At 45.8% G+C, this 19,623-nt stretch carries 11 protein-coding genes, 10 tRNA genes and 3 rRNA genes; 3 read left to right on the top strand and 21 right to left on the bottom strand.

Annotated elements, in window-relative coordinates; translation table 11 throughout:
- Nucleotides 1-92: 92 nt before the first annotated feature.
- From WCV65_RS01075 to sigW, 7 genes are all read right to left on the bottom strand, one after another.
- The gene (locus WCV65_RS01075; protein ID WP_338779379.1) at nucleotides 93-1,094 is read right to left on the bottom strand and encodes a LytTR family transcriptional regulator DNA-binding domain-containing protein; all 1,002 of its coding nucleotides are present in this window, start codon (nucleotides 1,092-1,094) and stop codon (nucleotides 93-95) included.
- A gap of 377 nt (nucleotides 1,095-1,471) precedes the next feature.
- On the bottom strand, nucleotides 1,472-3,274 hold the full coding sequence (glmS, locus tag WCV65_RS01070) for a glutamine--fructose-6-phosphate transaminase (isomerizing) (RefSeq protein WP_035410135.1): 1,803 nt from the start codon (nucleotides 3,272-3,274) through the stop codon (nucleotides 1,472-1,474).
- Between the two features lie 637 nt (nucleotides 3,275-3,911).
- A complete protein-coding gene (glmM, locus tag WCV65_RS01065; protein WP_338779378.1) occupies nucleotides 3,912-5,258 on the bottom strand; it encodes a phosphoglucosamine mutase in 1,347 nt (448 codons plus the stop codon).
- Between the two features lie 27 nt (nucleotides 5,259-5,285).
- On the bottom strand, nucleotides 5,286-6,584 hold the full coding sequence (locus WCV65_RS01060) for a CdaR family protein (RefSeq protein ID WP_338779377.1): 1,299 nt from the start codon (nucleotides 6,582-6,584) through the stop codon (nucleotides 5,286-5,288).
- Nucleotides 6,577-7,404, bottom strand: coding sequence for a diadenylate cyclase CdaA (gene cdaA, locus WCV65_RS01055; RefSeq protein WP_035410140.1), 828 nt, complete (start codon nucleotides 7,402-7,404; stop codon nucleotides 6,577-6,579). Before cdaA ends, WCV65_RS01060 begins: the two co-directional genes overlap by 8 nt.
- Nucleotides 7,405-7,658: 254 nt before the next feature.
- Nucleotides 7,659-8,270 (bottom strand): anti-sigma factor, encoded by a 612-nt coding sequence (locus WCV65_RS01050; RefSeq protein ID WP_035410142.1) that lies wholly within the window; start codon nucleotides 8,268-8,270, stop codon nucleotides 7,659-7,661.
- Nucleotides 8,271-8,287: 17 nt separating this feature from the next.
- The gene (sigW, locus tag WCV65_RS01045; RefSeq protein WP_035410144.1) at nucleotides 8,288-8,851 is read right to left on the bottom strand and encodes an RNA polymerase sigma factor SigW; all 564 of its coding nucleotides are present in this window, start codon (nucleotides 8,849-8,851) and stop codon (nucleotides 8,288-8,290) included.
- A 190-nt stretch (nucleotides 8,852-9,041) separates the two neighbouring features.
- On the opposite strand from sigW, the gene WCV65_RS01040 reads away from it, so the two are divergent.
- Nucleotides 9,042-9,593 (top strand): histidine phosphatase family protein, encoded by a 552-nt coding sequence (locus WCV65_RS01040; RefSeq protein WP_338779376.1) that lies wholly within the window; start codon nucleotides 9,042-9,044, stop codon nucleotides 9,591-9,593.
- Nucleotides 9,594-9,823: 230 nt separating this feature from the next.
- Here the strand turns inward: WCV65_RS01040 and rocF are convergent, their stop codons facing one another.
- From rocF to WCV65_RS00970, 14 genes are all read right to left on the bottom strand, one after another.
- Nucleotides 9,824-10,729: an arginase gene (rocF, locus tag WCV65_RS01035; RefSeq protein ID WP_035410149.1), complete on the bottom strand. Its 906-nt coding sequence runs from the start codon at nucleotides 10,727-10,729 to the stop codon at nucleotides 9,824-9,826.
- Nucleotides 10,730-10,898: 169 nt separating this feature from the next.
- A tRNA-Ala gene (locus WCV65_RS01030) sits at nucleotides 10,899-10,974 on the bottom strand.
- 27 nt (nucleotides 10,975-11,001) lie between these two features.
- Nucleotides 11,002-11,083 (bottom strand) — tRNA-Leu (locus WCV65_RS01025).
- Nucleotides 11,084-11,098: 15 nt separating this feature from the next.
- Nucleotides 11,099-11,174: transfer RNA gene (locus WCV65_RS01020), tRNA-Lys, on the bottom strand.
- A 3-nt stretch (nucleotides 11,175-11,177) separates the two neighbouring features.
- Nucleotides 11,178-11,252: transfer RNA gene (locus WCV65_RS01015), tRNA-Gln, on the bottom strand.
- Nucleotides 11,253-11,320: 68 nt separating this feature from the next.
- Nucleotides 11,321-11,404: transfer RNA gene (locus WCV65_RS01010), tRNA-Tyr, on the bottom strand.
- A gap of 17 nt (nucleotides 11,405-11,421) precedes the next feature.
- Nucleotides 11,422-11,494: transfer RNA gene (locus tag WCV65_RS01005), tRNA-Thr, on the bottom strand.
- Nucleotides 11,495-11,707: 213 nt separating this feature from the next.
- A tRNA-Val gene (locus WCV65_RS01000) sits at nucleotides 11,708-11,783 on the bottom strand.
- 210 nt (nucleotides 11,784-11,993) lie between these two features.
- A tRNA-Glu gene (locus WCV65_RS00995) sits at nucleotides 11,994-12,068 on the bottom strand.
- A 17-nt stretch (nucleotides 12,069-12,085) separates the two neighbouring features.
- Nucleotides 12,086-12,158, bottom strand: a tRNA-Thr gene (locus WCV65_RS00990).
- A 1-nt stretch (nucleotide 12,159) separates the two neighbouring features.
- Nucleotides 12,160-12,234: transfer RNA gene (locus WCV65_RS00985), tRNA-Asn, on the bottom strand.
- Nucleotides 12,235-12,242: 8 nt separating this feature from the next.
- Nucleotides 12,243-12,358: ribosomal RNA gene (rrf, locus tag WCV65_RS00980) — 5S ribosomal RNA — on the bottom strand.
- A 73-nt stretch (nucleotides 12,359-12,431) separates the two neighbouring features.
- Nucleotides 12,432-15,358: ribosomal RNA gene (locus tag WCV65_RS00975) — 23S ribosomal RNA — on the bottom strand.
- 245 nt (nucleotides 15,359-15,603) lie between these two features.
- Nucleotides 15,604-17,142, bottom strand: a 16S ribosomal RNA gene (locus tag WCV65_RS00970).
- The 16S, 23S and 5S rRNA genes sit together here with 10 tRNA genes alongside, the layout of an rRNA operon.
- 348 nt (nucleotides 17,143-17,490) lie before the next feature.
- Here WCV65_RS00970 and pdaB point away from each other — a divergent pair.
- Both pdaB and WCV65_RS00960 read left to right on the top strand, forming a co-directional pair.
- The gene (pdaB, locus tag WCV65_RS00965; RefSeq protein WP_338779375.1) at nucleotides 17,491-18,255 is read left to right on the top strand and encodes a polysaccharide deacetylase family sporulation protein PdaB; all 765 of its coding nucleotides are present in this window, start codon (nucleotides 17,491-17,493) and stop codon (nucleotides 18,253-18,255) included.
- A 134-nt stretch (nucleotides 18,256-18,389) separates the two neighbouring features.
- The gene (locus WCV65_RS00960; protein WP_338779373.1) at nucleotides 18,390-19,592 is read left to right on the top strand and encodes an FAD-dependent oxidoreductase; all 1,203 of its coding nucleotides are present in this window, start codon (nucleotides 18,390-18,392) and stop codon (nucleotides 19,590-19,592) included.
- Nucleotides 19,593-19,623 lie beyond the last annotated feature (31 nt).

Genomic DNA, 19,623 nt, shown 5'->3' with positions numbered 1-19,623 from the left:
GAAAGTCGTAAAAGTCCGCTGAACAGTACTGTAAGAAGCTCAAATGCAGCAAAAAAAGGCTGAAATGTACTCATTTCTGCCTCACCTGTACGCTAAAAATCAAGTAATTGCTTCATTTCTTCTAAACGGGTTCTGGAAAGAGGAACCTTTACATTTGGATGACCTTTTAAAATCAGCGTGTAGCTGTTCTTTGAATAGCTAATCAATTCTGAAACCCGCTGCAGGTTCACTAAATATGACCGGTGGCATCTGAAAAAGCCGAATGTATGTAGTTTCTCTTCGAGGTCATTCATAGTCAAGTCTGTAGGGAAGTATTCCTCATTAATGCGCAAATGGCTGACACTGTTGACGCTTTCAATATAATCGATCTCATCCGGACTGAAAAAAATGGTCTTATCCGCTAATTTACATGTTACTTTGAAAACACGGTTCGGCTTAAATGCTTCACTCTCTTTCTTTTGCATGAGTATGTCATCCGTCTCTTCGGCGAAAAGATCGGTTTTTTCCAGACCCGCTGCTTGATTATAGCGGTAGATCTCGCTGGTTAACAGCAATAAATCTTCGATTGAATTAGAGGTGATGACCGTTGCCGTGATACCGGAGCGGACATGTTCAACCGCTTTTAAATAAAGCTCAATTCCTTCACCCGATAAGTTATCTAACGGATTTTCAATTAGCAGCACATCAGGAGAAAACAAAGACATTCGAAATAAGCTGACCCTTCTTTTCTGGTCATCTGTCAATTTTTTGATTTTCGTACCCCACACATCCAGCAGAGAAAAGGCAGCAATGGATTCCTCCAAAGGGTCCGGATAATCTGCAAGCTCCTTAAAAAATTTCAGGTAGCTTTGAACGGTTAGCGAATCATATAAGCCCTCATCTTTCATTTGCGAAAAAATCGATTCTGTCTCTCTATAGATATGGCCGCTGGAAGGAGGAATTCTCCCTGTTATCAAATCAAACAGCATGACACTTTCTTCATTGGACATCTTTATCCCGATATGCGAGGACTCACCAATAACTAAATCTACATTCTTTAAGATAATCCGGTGAGCTTCTTCTTTCATTACTTGATCTAAAGAAACAAAAGTCATGGTATACTCACTTTCTTTGTTTATTTATGTACTGGTTATCCTATCAGCTCTGCGATGACTGGCGATCACTCACTCTTTTCATCCATATTCCCGTTTTTGCACTCGTTTTAAGCGTGGCCATAAAAAAGTATTTACTGTTTAGTGCCGGCCAAATATCTCATTTCCTGGCTCTTCGTATTGTCCATACATCTGACTCTTTTAAGGGACGCAGATAAAAACACCCCTTTAGATAACTATAATCTAAAAGGGTGAGCCTTTGCTTTGATTCTGATCATTTAAAATAAAGTTTGATTATAAATAGAAAACCCCCATACATTTTGATAAGAACTAATCAAAATGTATGGGGGTTGTTTTTCATGGATTATCTTTGCCAGCTATTATTCAACCGTCACACTCTTCGCCAAATTACGCGGCTTATCCACGTCACAGCCTCTATGCAGAGCAGCATAGTAAGCGATCAGCTGAAGAGGAATAACGGAAGCAAGCGGTGAAAGGGCTTCATGTACTTCTGGAAGGACGAAACGGTCGTCTTCCTGCTCAAGTCCTTTTCCGGAAATGATGCAAGGGTTTGCTCCACGGGCAGCAACTTCCTTCACGTTTCCGCGAATGCTCAAGTTCACGTGTTCTTGTGTAGCTAGAGCGATAACCGGTGTGCCTTGTTCGATCAATGCGATTGTTCCGTGTTTAAGCTCTCCTCCGGCAAAACCTTCTGCCTGGATGTAGGAGATTTCTTTCAGTTTCAATGCGCCTTCAAGACCTACATAATAGTCAACTGCACGGCCGATGAAGAAGGCGTTGCGTGTTGTAGACAGGTACTCGCGTGCGATGTACTCCATCTCTTCTTTTTGGTCGCAAAGGGCTTCCATTGCGTTAGCAGCGATACCAAGCTCTTTCACAAGATCCAGCTCAAGTTCGTGGCCTTTCATTTCTGCTGTAACAGCAGCTGTAATGGCTAGAACCGCCAGCTGGGCTGTGTATGCTTTTGTAGAAGCTACTGCAATTTCAGGGCCTGCATGAAGAAGAAGGGTGAAATCAGCTTCACGGGAAAGCGTAGAGCCTTGTACGTTTGTCAGCGTCAATGCTTTGTAGCCAAGTTCTTTAATTTGCACAAGAACGGCACGGCTGTCCGCTGTTTCTCCGCTTTGGGAGATGAAAAGGAATAGCGGCTTTTCGGAAAGCAAAGGCATGTTGTAAGAGAATTCGCTTGCCACATGCACTTCTACTGGTGTTTTTGCCCATCTTTCAATGAACTGTTTTCCAACAAGACCTGCATGGTAGCTTGTTCCGCATGCCACAATATAAATACGGTCAGCTTCGTCGATTGCATCAACGATGTTTTGATCAATTGTCAGCTTGCCGTCTTCATTTTGATATTTTTGAACGATTTTCCGCAATACAAGCGGCTGCTCGTCGGTTTCTTTCAACATGTAGTGAGGGTATGTTCCTTTTTCTATATCGCTTGCGTCGATTTCTGCTGTGTAAGGAGCACGTTCAACGACTTCGCCAGTTAGCGTTTTAATGACTGCCTGCTCACGAGTCACGATAACCATTTCTTTATCCATAAGCTCAACATACTGGTTTGTCACTTGAAGCATCGCCATTGCATCAGAAGCAATAACATTGAAGTCTTCTCCAAGTCCAACTAGAAGCGGGCTTTTGTTTTTTGCTACATAAATTGTATTTGGATCTTGGTTATCAAGCAATCCGATAGCGTAAGATCCTTTTAGAACGGAAAGAGTCTGGCGGAAAGCTTCTTCCACGCTTGCGCCTTTTTCCATCATTTTTTCGATCACCTGTACGACTACCTCAGTGTCTGTTTCACTTTGAAGCTCCACATCCTGAAGGTAATCTTTTTTAAGCTGAACGTAGTTTTCAATTACTCCGTTATGAACCAAAGTCAGACGTGAAGATGCACTTTGGTGCGGATGCGCGTTTACACGGCTCGGTTCACCATGTGTAGCCCAGCGTGTGTGACCGATTCCAACCGGTGCAATCACACTTGAATCCACGATGGAACGAAGATCTGCGATACGTCCTTTTTCCTTAAATACCGTTACGCCTTCTTCGTTGGAAAGAGCGATTCCTGCAGAATCGTATCCGCGGTACTCAAGCTTTTCCAAACCTTTAAGCAAAATTTCTTTCGAGTCATTCAGTCCAATGTAACCTACAATACCACACATAATCGTTTTCCTCCCGCTTCTGCGAAGGGGACAGGAACGCCGCAACTTTGGGGACCTTCACTGTCCCCTCACACATGTTAGATGTTTTATTCTATAGGATTCGATTAGTGTCCCTCTCTTTGTCCAACGGGTTGCCCCGCTGTTTTAAAGAAAGACTTGCGGCTGCTATCGTACAGCCGGGAGGTATCCGCCGATTCATCGATAAACCTCCTCCTCGTCAACTAAGCGATGGGTCGTCCGTGCTTAGTTCAGGCGCTTTGTGCTGCTCCGTATTTCACTTTACTCATTGCCCGGGTTCATAAAGCGAAACACAAGGTTTATATTACAATACATCGGAGAAAACCGTCAATCCTAATATTTCCCCACGGCTTGCTCTTTACCCTCCGACCCCTTTAGTATATGTTGCTAAAGGATGTCTTGTTAAGGATAGATGCAAGATGACATTTACCCTGTTTGAAAGATTTTCTAACCAATATCTCTAAAAAAGATGGATTTCACATACTTCTTTTTTCCTTTTCAAGGGAAAATCATCACAGCCGGAAGAAAAAATTAAATGCTCAAATCATCACATAAAGGTCATTATAAATATAAAAAAAAGAGGCCCCTAAGGCCCCGTTTTCCTCGAATTCTATGTAAGTTATTCGATACCCATTTCATCTTTAACAACGGCTACGATGCGTTCTACGTATTGACGGCAAAGCTCTTCAGTCGGTGCTTCTGCCATTACGCGGACAAGAGGCTCTGTTCCGGAAGGACGAACAAGTATTCTTCCGTTTCCATCCATTTCCTTCTCTACCTCTTCAATAACAGCTTTCACTTTTGCATTATCTGTTACGTGATGCTTATCTGATACTCTGACATTGATCAGAAGCTGAGGGAATTTCGTCATTTCATCAGCAAGCTCAGAAAGGGTTTTGCCGGTTGATTTCAAAATATTCACTAGCTGAATAGCTGTGAGAAGACCATCACCTGTTGTGTTGTAGTCAAGGAAGATAATATGGCCTGATTGCTCTCCGCCCAAATTAAACTGATTCTTCTTCATTTCTTCTACTACATAACGATCGCCAACAGCCGTTTGGATACTTTGAATTCCTGCTGCTTCCAGGCCTTTATAGAAACCAAGGTTACTCATAACGGTCGATACAACGGTATCCTGATTCAGCTGACCTTGATCTTTCAAGTATTTGGCACAGATAAACATGATCTGATCGCCATCCACGATATTTCCTTTTTCATCTACTGCAATTAAACGGTCTCCGTCTCCATCGAATGCAAGTCCGATATCAGCACCTTTTTCCAGAACAAAAGCAGCCATGGCTTCAGGGTGTGTAGAGCCTACACCATCGTTTATGTTCAATCCATTTGGAGAAGTTCCCATCGTTGAAACATCCGCTTCAAGATCAGCAAACAAATGAGTTGCAAGGGATGAGGTTGCACCATGTGCGCAATCCAGAGCTACATGGATGCCGGCAAATTCTTCATCAACCGTCTGTTTAAGGAATTGAAGGTACTTCTGACCGCCTTCGAAATAGTCGTTAACCTGTCCAAGTTCCGCTCCCACAGGTCTTGGAAGGTGATCCTCCGCCTGATCCATGAGCCCTTCAATTTCAAGCTCCTGTTCATCCACAAGCTTAAAGCCGTCTGGTCCAAAAAACTTGATTCCGTTATCCTGAACCGGATTGTGAGAGGCAGAAATCATAACACCCGCCTGAGCTCCTAAAGCTTTGGTTAAATAAGAAACACCTGGAGTAGAAATAACGCCCAAACGCATAACCTCTGCTCCAATGGAAAGAAGTCCGGCAACAAGTGCTCCTTCCAGCATATGTCCGGATACACGTGTATCACGGCCAATTAATACCTTTGGACGATCTTTATCCTTAGTAAGGACATATCCGCCAAAACGGCCGATTTTAAAAGCCAGTTCCGGCGTCAGCTCGCTGTTCGCTACTCCTCTTACTCCATCTGTTCCAAAATACTTACCCATGTTAGAATCGCTCCTTTTTTCTGTTCCTCAAGATTGAGTTCCCGAAATTCGAATTGTTGCTTCCTCTTGGGGTAATGACCATTTCACATCATTCGGTCCCTTTACCTCAACCTTAATTGTTTGCTCCCCATCCTCCAGGCCGGATGCATTGACCACCAGCTGAAAATCCTTGGAGGATACCTTTTTCAGCTGTTCTTCCAGTCCTGTTACCGTAATATCAAATGCTTGTGCCGATGGGTCAAGGTATTCAATTGACTTTCCTTCATCCAGTCCCGCTGTTTCAATAGGGATGCCTTTCAGCACTTTCTCCCCTTCTTTATCTACATCTATTTTTACTTGTACCTTCTGCTGTGAAAGTTCTTTTACTCCTTCGGGCAGCGGAAGACCCAATTCAACCACACTGTCTTCTTTGATCTTGGTTAAATCTAAATCAGGACCCTTAATTTCCTTTAAACCCTCTAAAATATTTTCAGGTCCGTATGCCGTTACCTCACTGGGAGAAATGCTGATCGAGCGAATGGTCACGCCCTCCGGCGGTTCCCCAGTCTGATTCAGCTCCACGGGCAGTGTTTTGCTTGGGCTCTGAATTGGAACGGAAACTTCGATGGTCCTTGGCAGAGCTTCAACCGGCAGAATATTGCCTGCCTTGTCATACACGATGACTTGGGCCTGCTGCTTTAGATCCTGATCTGCATCCTGCAGGTTCACCCTGGCTCGTACATACGAAATTTGCTTGATAACAGCTTTTGAGGCTGTTACTTTAACCGTTTTCGGATTTAAAACAGGCTCACCCGGCTTATAGCCTTCTGCGATCTGTTCCTCATTTATAAAAGAAGCTTCTACTGGAAACTCTTTTGTTGTTTTTTCATCAATCTTTACTTTCACAGATCCTGGATTAATTCCAACTTTTAACGAACTGTCCAGGTTTCTGTATTTTAAATCCACTTCATGCTCCCCTGGTTCAAAGCCGCTTAAATCTGCATAAACCTCAACATTTCTGCGCTGTTTCGCAATTGTGACCTGGCTCGTTGGACCTGTAATGTCAACGGAAACAGTATCAGGTAGACCGGACACTACATAATTGTCATTGCCTGTTTCTGCTTTCAGCTCAACATTCTCAAGGGTAGCGGAAGATTCATTAGGCGCTGGCTGATTATTATTACTCGTACCAGGCGGCTTCGGGAAAATTTGACTGCTTTGCGGTTCATCATTGCTGACCCGATTCGTGTTTCTCGAAGTATCCGGATTAACAGAAAGATAAATCATCAGTGCAATTAATAGAGCGATGATTCTCATAAACCATGTGTTATTCATCAGTTTATCCATTCTTCTTCCCCCTCCATTGCCAGCGGCTTGAGGAAGCAGACCGGGTCCGCGCTTGCTTGTTTGAGTTAGAAGATAAAATGTTTTTCAGCGCATCCTCATCCAGGTTCCGATGAAGCTCGCCATTTCGTGCTGCCGAAATACTGCCGGTTTCTTCAGAAACAATGATCGTGATACTGTCTGTAACCTCACTGATGCCAACAGCTGCCCGGTGCCTTGTTCCAAGTTCCTTTGAAATGAGCGGGCTTTCTGATAGCGGAAGATAGCAGGCAGCTGCTGCTATCTGGCTGCCTCTAATAATCACGGCACCATCATGAAGCGGGGTATTCGGAATAAACACGTTGATTAGCAGTTCAGATGAAACATTGGCATTCATAGGAATTCCCGTTTCAATATAATCACCCATTCCTGTTTCCCGTTCGATGGTCATGAGTGCTCCAATACGGCGCTTCGCCATATAAGAAGTAGCCTTGGTTATGTCGTCTGTAAGTTTAACTCCTTCATCCTCTTCAGGAAAAGCACTCTTTGAGAACAGCCTTCCTCGTCCGAGCTGTTCCAGCGCTCTCCTAAGCTCAGGCTGAAAAATGACAATGATCGCGATAAATCCCCATGATATAGCTTGATCCATTAACCAGAAGATTGTATTGAGTCCCAAAAATCCGCTTATTGTTTTAACTAGCAGAATCACAATAATCCCTTTAAGAAGCTGGACGGCTTTTGTTCCTCTAATTACCATAATCAGTTTATATATGACGAACCAAACCAGGAGAATATCAATGGCAGTGCCTAAGTACCTAAGTACAGATATGTCTTCAAATGCCATACTCGTTTCCTCCATCAAGTTCAATTAAATTGTAATATCCTAAAGACTAGGACAGATTGTATTTATGTATGCCCAAAGCCTCTGTCAGCAGCTATAGGAGGACATATGGTGCTGTCACCAACTACCCCATTATAGCACAAAATTTTTTCAGTAAATAAAGAAACCAAAAGGCCACCCTAAAAGATGACCTTTGCCTTATTATATCTGATTTTATCCGCTTCTATTGGAGGATTTGAAAAAAACCTGACGGCTCCCTATTGGAATACATCGACCACTTCGCTGCCGAAGGATTTCATTTTATACCAGAGCCAGCCAAAGAGTTCGTTGACTTCACTAATATCCCCTGTCACTTCACCGGCCGCCGCGGTATATTCTTCACCGTTAATAACCGTTACATTCCCTTTTACCTTCCCGTCTACTTGAAGAGTTCCGTTTCGGACGGTTATATCGCCTTCTACTACTTCTCCCTCAGGTACAGTGACCGTGTTATTCTGTACAATAAGCTTAGGATTTTTCGTTACACTGAATTGATGGTCGCTCGACCAAGCTGATACAAGACTTCCGCTCATCAAGACTACAAATAAAGAGGCTGCGATTAGCAGCGGATGTGCCTTAAACCATCTGCCGGCGCCGATTCTTCTTTTTTCCTTCGGCAGATTGGCCATTACCCGTGATGTAAAATCATCGGGAACAGCGACATGGGAAGTGCTTTGTACGAGCGCAATCGTTTTTTTGAGCTCCTGAAAGTGTGTATGACACACTTTACATGCCTTTAAATGTTCTCTTAATTCCGCTTCTTCCTGTTGATTCGTCTCGTGATCGAGATATTTATGCATCAATGACACCGTTTGTTCAGTACATGCCATTATTATTACACCTCACTTTATAAATGCCTCAGCTGTTTTCTGAGTGCTTCCCTTCCCCTGTGTATCCTTGTTTTAACCGTGCCGGCCGGGATCTCCAATATTTCACTGATTTCGATAATGGATAGCTCGTCTATATATTTCAGCACGATCACACTACGATACTTATCCGGAAGCTTTAAAATTTCCTTTTGAATCGTTTCCTGCAGCTCAAGGGTCTCCACTTCCTCTTCAGGAAGGGCAATGTCTGCAGCAACCTGAGAATACATTGTAAGGCCCTCTGTTCCTGCTATTTCTGCATCTAAATAATAATCAGGCTTCTTCTTGCGTATTCGGTCTATGGAAAGATTCGTAGCAATTCGGTAAAGCCATGTGGAAAACTTTTTGTCCAAGTCGTATCTGTGAATGTTTACATATGCCCTTATAAACGCTTCCTGAGCGATATCTTCGGCTTCATGAGCATTTCCAAGCATTCTGTAACACAATTGATAGATCTTATCTTTATAGAGATCAACAATTTCCGCAAAAGCATTTTGATCTCCCTTAATAACCTCTTTTATCCTCTTCTTTATGATAGTCTCCATCTATATTACCCTCTTCTCTTTCACGGGTCTGTAGGAATACGTTCTAAAAACCAAAAGGTTTCATTTTTTCACATAAAAACAGTTTAACAAATTATTGCCAATATGTAGATGGTAAGTTACACAACTTTCGCGAAAAGGAATTGAAAAATAAGGAAGTTCTCGATAATAATTATATATAGGGGGGAATAGAGTGAAGAAAATAATATATTTGATCCGCCATTGTAAAGCAATTGGACAAGAAGCAGAAGCTCATTTAACACATGAGGGAAAAGCACAGGCAGCTTCCATAGCATCTTTTTTAGCGAGTAAAAGCATTGATGTTCTCTACTCAAGTCCGTTTAAGAGGGCTATTGATTCTGTCCTCCCGTTTTCACAGGAAAGCGATTTGGAGATTATACTGGACCAAAGACTTGCTGAGAGAATTCTCTCCAAACATAACATTCAAGATTGGATGGACAAACTGTCTCAGACATTCCAGGACAAAACGCTCGTCTTTGAAGGCGGTGAATCAAGTATGGCTGCATCTTCAAGAGGATTAGAGGCAATTTGGGTTTTTCTGGATGGCCCTTTTCACACAGCTGCCATGGTTTCTCATGGAAATATGATTTCATTGATCCTGAATCACTTTGATGATGCATTTGGCTATGAACAGTGGAAAACCCTTTCTAACCCTGATGTATATTTATTAGAATTTGAAGGCTCCGTTCCTAAAGTAAGAAGAGTATGGGGGTCTCCGGTTTAAAGTCTTATTCACTTAAAAACAGGGAGACGCATTCTAAAGCGTTTCCCCGTTTTAGTATAAAGTTTGAGTTATGCTGATTGAAGCGGAAGGATGATACACCACAGCGGGACAGATGACGCGGCACCCTTTAAAAACAGAGTAAGCCTCATCTCCCGCACCGCTGCGGAGATAAATCTAAGTAAATTAGCAAGTGGGCTATCTTAGAATAGACTCTGGACAGCCCGTAACCGTTATAAAAGTTTTTCTCCAAAAAGTGAGCCCATTAAGGCTACGGCAACCGATGCGGTCTTGTTTCTCTCATCCAAAATCGGGTTAACTTCTACAAATTCAGCCGACGTTATCATTTCAGATTCAGCCAGCATCTCCATAGCTAAATGACTTTCACGATAGCTGATCCCGCCAATAACGGGTGTTCCTACACCCGGTGCGTCATGCGGATCCAATCCGTCAAGGTCAAGCGACAAATGAACACCGTCCGTACGATCTTTCAAGTATTCAATTGTTTCTTCCATAATACGGGCCATTCCAAGACGGTCAACCTCATGCATGGTGTAAACGCGGATTCCCTTTTCTTTAATCAGTTCCCTTTCACCCTCATCAAGGGAACGGGCACCGATGATGACAACATGCTCAGGCTTAATTTTTGGAGAGAACCCTGCAATCCCAGTTAAGGATTCATCGCCTATTCCTAAACTTGCCGCGAGCGGCATGCCGTGAATGTTCCCTGACGGGGAAGTATCAGCTGTGTTTAAGTCGCCGTGAGCGTCATACCAAATAACCCCAAGATTTTTATAGTTTTTCGCCAGTCCAGCAAGAGTCCCAATCGCGATACTGTGGTCTCCGCCAAGCACTAAAGGAAAAGCACCTGTTTTAATCACTTCATCAACCTTTGAAGCCAGCAGTTCGCTCGCTTCTGATACCGCTTTCAAATTTTTTAAATTATATAAAGGTTCTTCCAGCTCTTTTTCCCGTTTGCCTATTTTTATGTCTCCGCTATCTTCAATAGTAAAATGGAGATTTTCCAGCCGTTCTACAACGCCTGCGTATCGGATGGCACTAGGCCCCATATCGACACCCCGTCTGGTTTGTCCTAAATCCATCGGTACACCAATGATATTAATTTTTTCAGCAGCCATCTGTCTTCCTCCTCTATTCTCTATCCTCTTATTTTACATAGAAAAAGACCTATGACTCAACTCGACATAAATATGTATAAAAATACAGAAGATTCACACAGAATAAAGAAAATGAACGCACAAAAAAAGCCTTACACTTTGTGAAAGACAACAGTAGCTGATATGAAATTGGTGGAGCCTAGCGGGATCGAACCGCTGACCTCCTGCGTGCAAGGCAGGCGCTCTCCCAGCTGAGCTAAGGCCCCTGAATCTGGATTTAAAAGTAATGAAGATGCGGGTGAAGGGAGTCGAACCCCCACGCCATAAGGCGCTAGATCCTAAGTCTAGTGCGTCTGCCAATTCCGCCACACCCGCATATAAAAATGTAAATGGTGAGCCATGAAGGACTCGAACCTTCGACCCTCTGATTAAAAGTCAGATGCTCTACCGACTGAGCTAATGGCTCGGATGGCTGGGCTAGCTGGATTCGAACCAACGCATGACGGAGTCAAAGTCCGTTGCCTTACCGCTTGGCTATAGCCCAATAATGTAAATTCGTACTATATTAACATGTCCAAACCATTCGGTTTTAAACATTATAATTAAGATAAATGGTGGAGGGGGGCAGATTCGAACTGCCGAACCCTAAGGAGCGGATTTACAGTCCGCCGCGTTTAGCCACTTCGCTACCCCTCCACAAAAAGAAAAGACAGTGCCGGCAAGAGGACTTGAACCCCCAACCTACTGATTACAAGTCAGTTGCTCTACCAATTGAGCTACACCGGCATATAATATTTGTGGTATAAAGCCGTTCCTGCTTGATAAGGTCGCCCAGATCTCAGAATGTTTAGTCAAGAAGCTGCTCGATCTGTGCGCTGAAGTAATTCCAGGAAGCAATTTCGATCGTGCTCTACCAATTGAGCTACACCGGCATATATGTTTGTAGTCTTTTTCATACATCTATATGATTCGGTTTCCCTAATCTTTTAAGATATGTAATGGTGGAGGATGACGGGATCGAACCGCCGACCCTCTGCTTGTAAGGCAGATGCTCTCCCAGCTGAGCTAATCCTCCATATAGTTTCGGCTTGTGATGAGCGGCGCATTGCGTTGTCACCCTTCAGTCGTTCACATCCTCATGCACTCATGTGCGCTCCGGTGTTCTCTCCTTCGGTTCCTAGCACTGCTTGCTCTTCCCAACCCTTTACATTGGACGGTAATGATTGCTGCTTTGGCTTCCGGTGAGCTTCGCTCTTTTAAGCCTAGTAGCTTGTCCTTGTGTAAATGGTGACCCGTACGGGATTCGAACCCGTGTTACCGCCGTGAAAGGGCGGTGTCTTAACCGCTTGACCAACGGGCCATATAATACTTTTTGTAAGCTTCCAACCGGGCTCGAACCGGTGACCTCTTCCTTACCATGGAAGCACTCTACCTACTGAGCTATGGAAGCATGGCTCCGCAGGCAGGACTCGAACCTGCGACCGATCGGTTAACAGCCGATAGCTCTACCACTGAGCTACTGCGGAACAATATAACCTGGCAACGTCCTACTCTCACAGGGGGAAACCCCCAACTACCATCGGCGCTAAAGAGCTTAACTTCCGTGTTCGGTATGGGAACGGGTGTGACCTCTCTGCCATAATTACCAGATATGTGGTTGAAAGATTGCTCTTTCAAAACTAGATAACGATTGCTGCACGAGTAAAGCAGCCTTACTTGAATAAAGGTTAAGTCCTCGACCGATTAGTATTCGTCAGCTGCACGTGTCACCACGCTTCCACCTCGAACCTATCAACCTGATCATCTTTCAGGGGTCTTACTCTTGCGATGGGAAATCTCATCTTGAGGGGGGCTTCATGCTTAGATGCTTTCAGCACTTATCCCGTCCGCACATAGCTACCCAGCGATGCCTTTGGCAAGACAACTGGTACACCAGCGGTGCGTCCATCCCGGTCCTCTCGTACTAAGGACAGCTCCTCTCAAATTTCCTGCGCCCGCGACGGATAGGGACCGAACTGTCTCACGACGTTCTGAACCCAGCTCGCGTACCGCTTTAATGGGCGAACAGCCCAACCCTTGGGACCGACTACAGCCCCAGGATGCGATGAGCCGACATCGAGGTGCCAAACCTCCCCGTCGATGTGGACTCTTGGGGGAGATAAGCCTGTTATCCCCGGGGTAGCTTTTATCCGTTGAGCGATGGCCCTTCCATGCGGAACCACCGGATCACTAAGCCCGACTTTCGTCCCTGCTCGACTTGTAGGTCTCGCAGTCAAGCTCCCTTGTGCCTTTACACTCTGCGAATGATTTCCAACCATTCTGAGGGAACCTTTGGGCGCCTCCGTTACATTTTAGGAGGCGACCGCCCCAGTCAAACTGCCCGCCTGACACTGTCTCCCGGCCCGATCAGGGCCGCGGGTTAGAAGTTCAACACAGCCAGGGTAGTATCCCACCAATGCCTCCACCGAAGCTGGCGCTCCGGTTTCCAAGGCTCCTACCTATCCTGTACAAGCTGTGCCAAAATTCAATATCAGGCTGCAGTAAAGCTCCACGGGGTCTTTCCGTCCTGTCGCGGGTAACCTGCATCTTCACAGGTACTATAATTTCACCGAGTCTCTCGTTGAGACAGTGCCCAGATCGTTACGCCTTTCGTGCGGGTCGGAACTTACCCGACAAGGAATTTCGCTACCTTAGGACCGTTATAGTTACGGCCGCCGTTTACTGGGGCTTCAATTCAAAGCTTCGCTTGCGCTAACCTCTCCTCTTAACCTTCCAGCACCGGGCAGGCGTCAGCCCCTATACTTCGCCTTGCGGCTTCGCAGAGACCTGTGTTTTTGCTAAACAGTCGCCTGGGCCTATTCACTGCGGCTCTTCAAGGCTATTCACCCTAAAGAGCACCCCTTCTCCCGAAGTTACGGGGTCATTTTGCCGAGTTCCTTAACGAGAGTTCTCTCGATCACCTTAGGATTCTCTCCTCGCCTACCTGTGTCGGTTTGCGGTACGGGCACCATTTTCCTCGCTAGAAGCTTTTCTAGGCAGTGTGGAATCAGGAACTTCGGTACTTCATTTCCCTCGCCATCACAGCTCAGCCTTAACCAAGGGACGGATTTGCCTATCCCTTGAGCCTACCTGCTTGGACGCGCATATCCAACAGCGCGCTTACCCTATCCTCCTGCGTCCCTCCATTGCTCAAACGGAAAAGAGGTGGTACAGGAATCTCAACCTGTTGTCCATCGCCTACGCCTTTCGGCCTCGGCTTAGGTCCCGACTAACCCTGAGCGGACGAGCCTTCCTCAGGAAACCTTAGGCATTCGGTGGAGGGGATTCTCACCCCTCTTTCGCTACTCATACCGGCATTCTCACTTCTAAGCGCTCCACCAGTCCTTCCGGTCTGGCTTCTCAGCCCTTAGAACGCTCTCCTACCACTGTTCGTAAGAACAGTCCACAGCTTCGGTGATCCGTTTAGCCCCGGTACATTTTCGGCGCAGGGTCACTCGACCAGTGAGCTATTACGCACTCTTTAAATGGTGGCTGCTTCTAAGCCAACATCCTGGTTGTCTAAGCAACCCCACATCCTTTTCCACTTAACGGATACTTGGGGACCTTAGCTGGTGGTCTGGGCTGTTTCCCTTTCGACTACGGATCTTATCACTCGCAGTCTGACTCCCATAGATAAGTCTTTGGCATTCGGAGTTTGACTGAATTCGGTAACCCGATGAGGGCCCCTAGTCCAATCAGTGCTCTACCTCCAAGACTCTCACTATGAGGCTAGCCCTAAAGCTATTTCGGAGAGAACCAGCTATCTCCAGGTTCGATTGGAATTTCTCCGCTACCCACACCTCATCCCCGCACTTTTCAACGTGCGTGGGTTCGGGCCTCCATTCAGTGTTACCTGAACTTCACCCTGGACATGGGTAGATCACCTGGTTTCGGGTCTACGACCACGTACTCAATCGCCCTATTCAGACTCGCTTTCGCTGCGGCTCCGTCTTTTCAACTTAACCTTGCACGTAATCGTAACTCGCCGGTTCATTCTACAAAAGGCACGCCATCACCCGTTAACGGGCTCTGACTACTTGTAGGCACACGGTTTCAGGATCTGTTTCACTCCCCTTCCGGGGTGCTTTTCACCTTTCCCTCACGGTACTGGTTCACTATCGGTCACTAGGGAGTATTTAGCCTTGGGAGATGGTCCTCCCTGCTTCCGACGGGATTTCTCGTGTCCCGCCGTACTCAGGATCCACTCAGGAGGGAACGAAGTTTCGACTACAGGGCTGTTACCTTCTTTGGCGGGCCTTTCCAGACCGCTTCTTCTACCCCGTTCCTTTGTAACTCCGTGTTGAGTGTCCTACAACCCCAGAAGGCAAGCCTTCTGGTTTGGGCTAATCCCGTTTCGCTCGCCGCTACTCAGGGAATCGCTATTGCTTTCTCTTCCTCCGGGTACTTAGATGTTTCAGTTCCCCGGGTCTGCCTTCCAGATCCTATGTATTCAGATCAGGATGCTGCTCCATTACGAGCAGCGGGTTTCCCCATTCGGAAATCTCCGGATCAACGCTTACTTACAGCTCCCCGAAGCATATCGGTGTTCGTACCGTCCTTCATCGGCTCCTAGTGCCAAGGCATCCACCGTGCGCCCTTTCTAACTTAACCTGATAACAGACGTTATCTTCGTTAGAGCTGAAAACAGATGTTTTCAGACTTGATGTTCTCTATCTACGCAAGCGCAGAAGAAAATCGTAAGGTTATTTGCTTACTCGTGTGAATGTTTGACATTCATATCGTTATCTAGTTTTCAAAGAACAAGTGTATAGAGAGAATGATCTCTCAAAACTAAACAAAGTCGAAGTGCGTCCGTTAATTGCTGCACCGCATGGGTGCTGATAATTCTTCCTTAGAAAGGAGGTGATCCAGCCGCACCTTCCGATACGGCTACCTTGTTACGACTTCACCCCAATCATCTGCCCCACCTTAGGCGGCTGGCTCCCTTACGGGTTACCCCACCGACTTCGGGTGTTGCAAACTCTCGTGGTGTGACGGGCGGTGTGTACAAGGCCCGGGAACGTATTCACCGCGGCATGCTGATCCGCGATTACTAGCGATTCCGGCTTCATGCAGGCGAGTTGCAGCCTGCAATCCGAACTGAGAATGGTTTTATGGGATTCGCTTAACCTCGCGGTTTTGCAGCCCTTTGTACCATCCATTGTAGCACGTGTGTAGCCCAGGTCATAAGGGGCATGATGATTTGACGTCATCCCCACCTTCCTCCGGTTTGTCACCGGCAGTCACCTTAGAGTGCCCAACTGAATGCTGGCAACTAAGATCAAGGGTTGCGCTCGTTGCGGGACTTAACCCAACATCTCACGACACGAGCTGACGACAACCATGCACCACCTGTCACTCTGTCCCCCGAAGGGGAACCTTCTATCTCTAGAAGTGGCAGAGGATGTCAAGACCTGGTAAGGTTCTTCGCGTTGCTTCGAATTAAACCACATGCTCCACCGCTTGTGCGGGCCCCCGTCAATTCCTTTGAGTTTCAGTCTTGCGACCGTACTCCCCAGGCGGAGTGCTTAATGCGTTAGCTGCAGCACTAAAGGGCGGAAACCCTCTAACACTTAGCACTCATCGTTTACGGCGTGGACTACCAGGGTATCTAATCCTGTTCGCTCCCCACGCTTTCGCGCCTCAGCGTCAGTTACAGACCAGAGAGTCGCCTTCGCCACTGGTGTTCCTCCACATCTCTACGCATTTCACCGCTACACGTGGAATTCCACTCTCCTCTTCTGTACTCAAGTCCTCCAGTTTCCAATGACCCTCCCCGGTTGAGCCGGGGGCTTTCACATCAGACTTAAAAGACCGCCTGCGCGCGCTTTACGCCCAATAATTCCGGACAACGCTTGCCACCTACGTATTACCGCGGCTGCTGGCACGTAGTTAGCCGTGGCTTTCTGGTTAGGTACCGTCAAGGTGCGGGCAGTGACTCCCGCACTTGTTCTTCCCTAACAACAGAGCTTTACGATCCGAAAACCTTCATCACTCACGCGGCGTTGCTCCGTCAGACTTTCGTCCATTGCGGAAGATTCCCTACTGCTGCCTCCCGTAGGAGTCTGGGCCGTGTCTCAGTCCCAGTGTGGCCGATCACCCTCTCAGGTCGGCTACGCATCGTCGCCTTGGTGAGCCATTACCTCACCAACTAGCTAATGCGCCGCGGGCCCATCTGTAAGTGACAGCATAACCGTCTTTTATCTCCGAACCATGCGGTTCGAAAAGTTATCCGGTATTAGCTCCGGTTTCCCGGAGTTATCCCAGTCTTACAGGCAGGTTGCCCACGTGTTACTCACCCGTCCGCCGCTGACCTCCGAAGAGGTCCGCTCGACTTGCATGTATTAGGCACGCCGCCAGCGTTCGTCCTGAGCCAGGATCAAACTCTCCAAAAAGTAGTTTGACTAGCTCTTGTTTGTTGCTCTAGAATTAACGTTGGCACTTCGATTTGTTTAGTTTTCAAAGATCATTTTGTTGCCCGCTTCGTTTAGCGGCTTTAATAATATAACATGATGTTCCATCTCAGTCAACAACTTCTTTAAATGTTTTTTAAAAACATATTTAGTCGTTGTTAACAGCGACGCAGATAAATATACCACGTATGCAGAAACCCGGTCAATACTCTTTTTAATTTTTATTGCAATTGAATGATCTTTCCCTAAATATCTGTTTCAATTCATGGATGTCCTCTCCTATGCATACCTATAAGACAAGAACCATCCAGGACAAGGAGGCTTCCATATATGAATCGAATCTATGTCATACAGGGCAAGAAAATAAAGCAAACATTTATCGTAGCAATAGCTGCCCTATTTACGGCGGGTATTTTGTATGTAGAGAATGTTGTTCAATACCCCGTATTTTCAGCTATATCCGGTCCAAAGGCGATTTACAAAGGAGAATCCAAAGGGAACAAAGTAGCTCTTACGTTTGACGTCAGCTGGGGAGACGAAAAGGCTTTGCCAATTCTCGATTCATTAAAAAAGAATCGGGTATCAAACGCCACTTTCTTTGTATCTGCGTCCTGGGCTGAACGGCATCCGGCCATCGTTAAAAGAATGGTCAAAGACGGACACCAGATCGGAAGCATGGGATATGCTTATAAAAATTACACTTCCTTAAAACCGGAAGAAATTAAAAGAGACCTGATGCTCGCTCAAAAAACATTCGACCAGCTCAATATCAAAAAGATCCAGTACTTGCGGCCTCCAACAGGCAATTTCAACAAGCAAGTAATCGATATTGCAGATAGGTACGGACTTTCTGTTGTACATTACAGTGTCGATACGAACGACTGGACGAACCCGGGCGTTCAGAAAATTGCCCGGAATGCTACATCTCAAACCGGCGGAGGAGACATCATTCTGCTGCATGCTTCAGACTCAGCGAAACAAACGAAGGACGCAATTCCAATGATCATCAGAGACTTAAAAAGCAAAGGACTGGAAAATGTGACTGTAAATGAACTGGTCAGCAATACGGAATCTAAATCAAAAGAAGTAAAATAATCCCCACAACCCGCAGAGGGACTCTCCCGCTGCGGGTTTTTATTTTTATCCTGCAGGATACTTCTTGTTTAATATTCTCAATACACAGGGTAAAACTAGTACAAACGTAATAAGATTACAGGAGGATAACGTTTATGGACTTGCATAATGGAAATCTTTTTTGGCCGACAACATTAAATCCCGACAAAAGCATAAAAGGAAAAACTGATTTTGATCAGCATTATGATGTTGTAATTGTGGGAGGAGGAATGTCCGGTGCATTAGCGGCCTATACCCTGGTGCAGGAAGGACTGCATGTTGCCATATTGGATAAGAGAGAGATGGCTGCAGGGAGCTCTTCGGCCAACACCGGCCTGCTTCAATTTTCAAACGATATTATGCTTCATGAATTAATTGATCAAATCGGAGAGCAAAAAGCCGTTCATTTTTATAAACTTTGCCAAAATGCGGTGGAGCAGCTGGATAAAGTCTCTAAAACCCTTCCAAGGGATCCAGATTTGATTCGCCGGAAAAGCATTTGCTATGCAAGCTCCAAAGAGGATGTACCGAAACTTCGCAAAGAGTATGAAGCATTAGCAAAGCACGGATTTCCGGTTGAATATTGGTCGGAGGAGGAAGTGGCAGAACATATGCCTTTCAAAAAACACGCCGCTCTTATTACATATGGAGATGCTGAAGTGAATCCGTATCGTTTCATCCACGGAATATTAGAGTACGTGCAGCAAAAAAATGTTCATTTGTTTGAACATACCGAATCAATTGAGATTGAAGAACATGAGGATCACGTAACCCTTCATACCTCTAAAGGAAATTTTTCCGCTTCCCATGTTATTTTTGCAACGGGATATGACTCCCCTCCTATCGATGAAAAAATAGGAGCGGATATTAATCGTTCCTATGCCATTGCAACCGAGCCGATTGAAGATTTATCTTTCTGGGAGGATAAAGCGATGATTTGGGAGACGAAACGCCCTTACCTTTATCTTCGCACAACCGCTGATAACCGAATTATTGCAGGAGGCTTAGATGAGGACAAACCGGAAGCCCCTCAAAGCGAGGAATGGATTGCCAACCGCGCAAACCGCCTTCTGCATGAATTAAGAAAGCTCTTTCCTGGTATCACTCTGAACATTGCCTATGCTTGGGGAGCAAGCTTTGGGGAATCGCTTGATAACCTTCCTTTCATAGGAAGACATCCCCATCAAAGCCGTCAGTATTACTTGCTTGGATATGGTGGAAACGGAACGGTTTACAGTATGCTCGGTTCCCATATTTTAAAGGATTTAATTCTGAACAAGCCTAATGAAGATGCAGAGATTGTGAAATTAGACCGATAAAAAAAGGTTTGACCCTATTGGGGTCAGACCT

Origin of the sequence: Metabacillus sp. FJAT-52054, assembly GCF_037201815.1 — a bacterium.
Taxonomy (GTDB): domain Bacteria; phylum Bacillota; class Bacilli; order Bacillales; family Bacillaceae; genus Metabacillus_B; species Metabacillus_B sediminis.
Note: the sequence above shows the minus strand (reverse complement) of the source record. Positions and strands in the feature narration are given on the sequence as shown.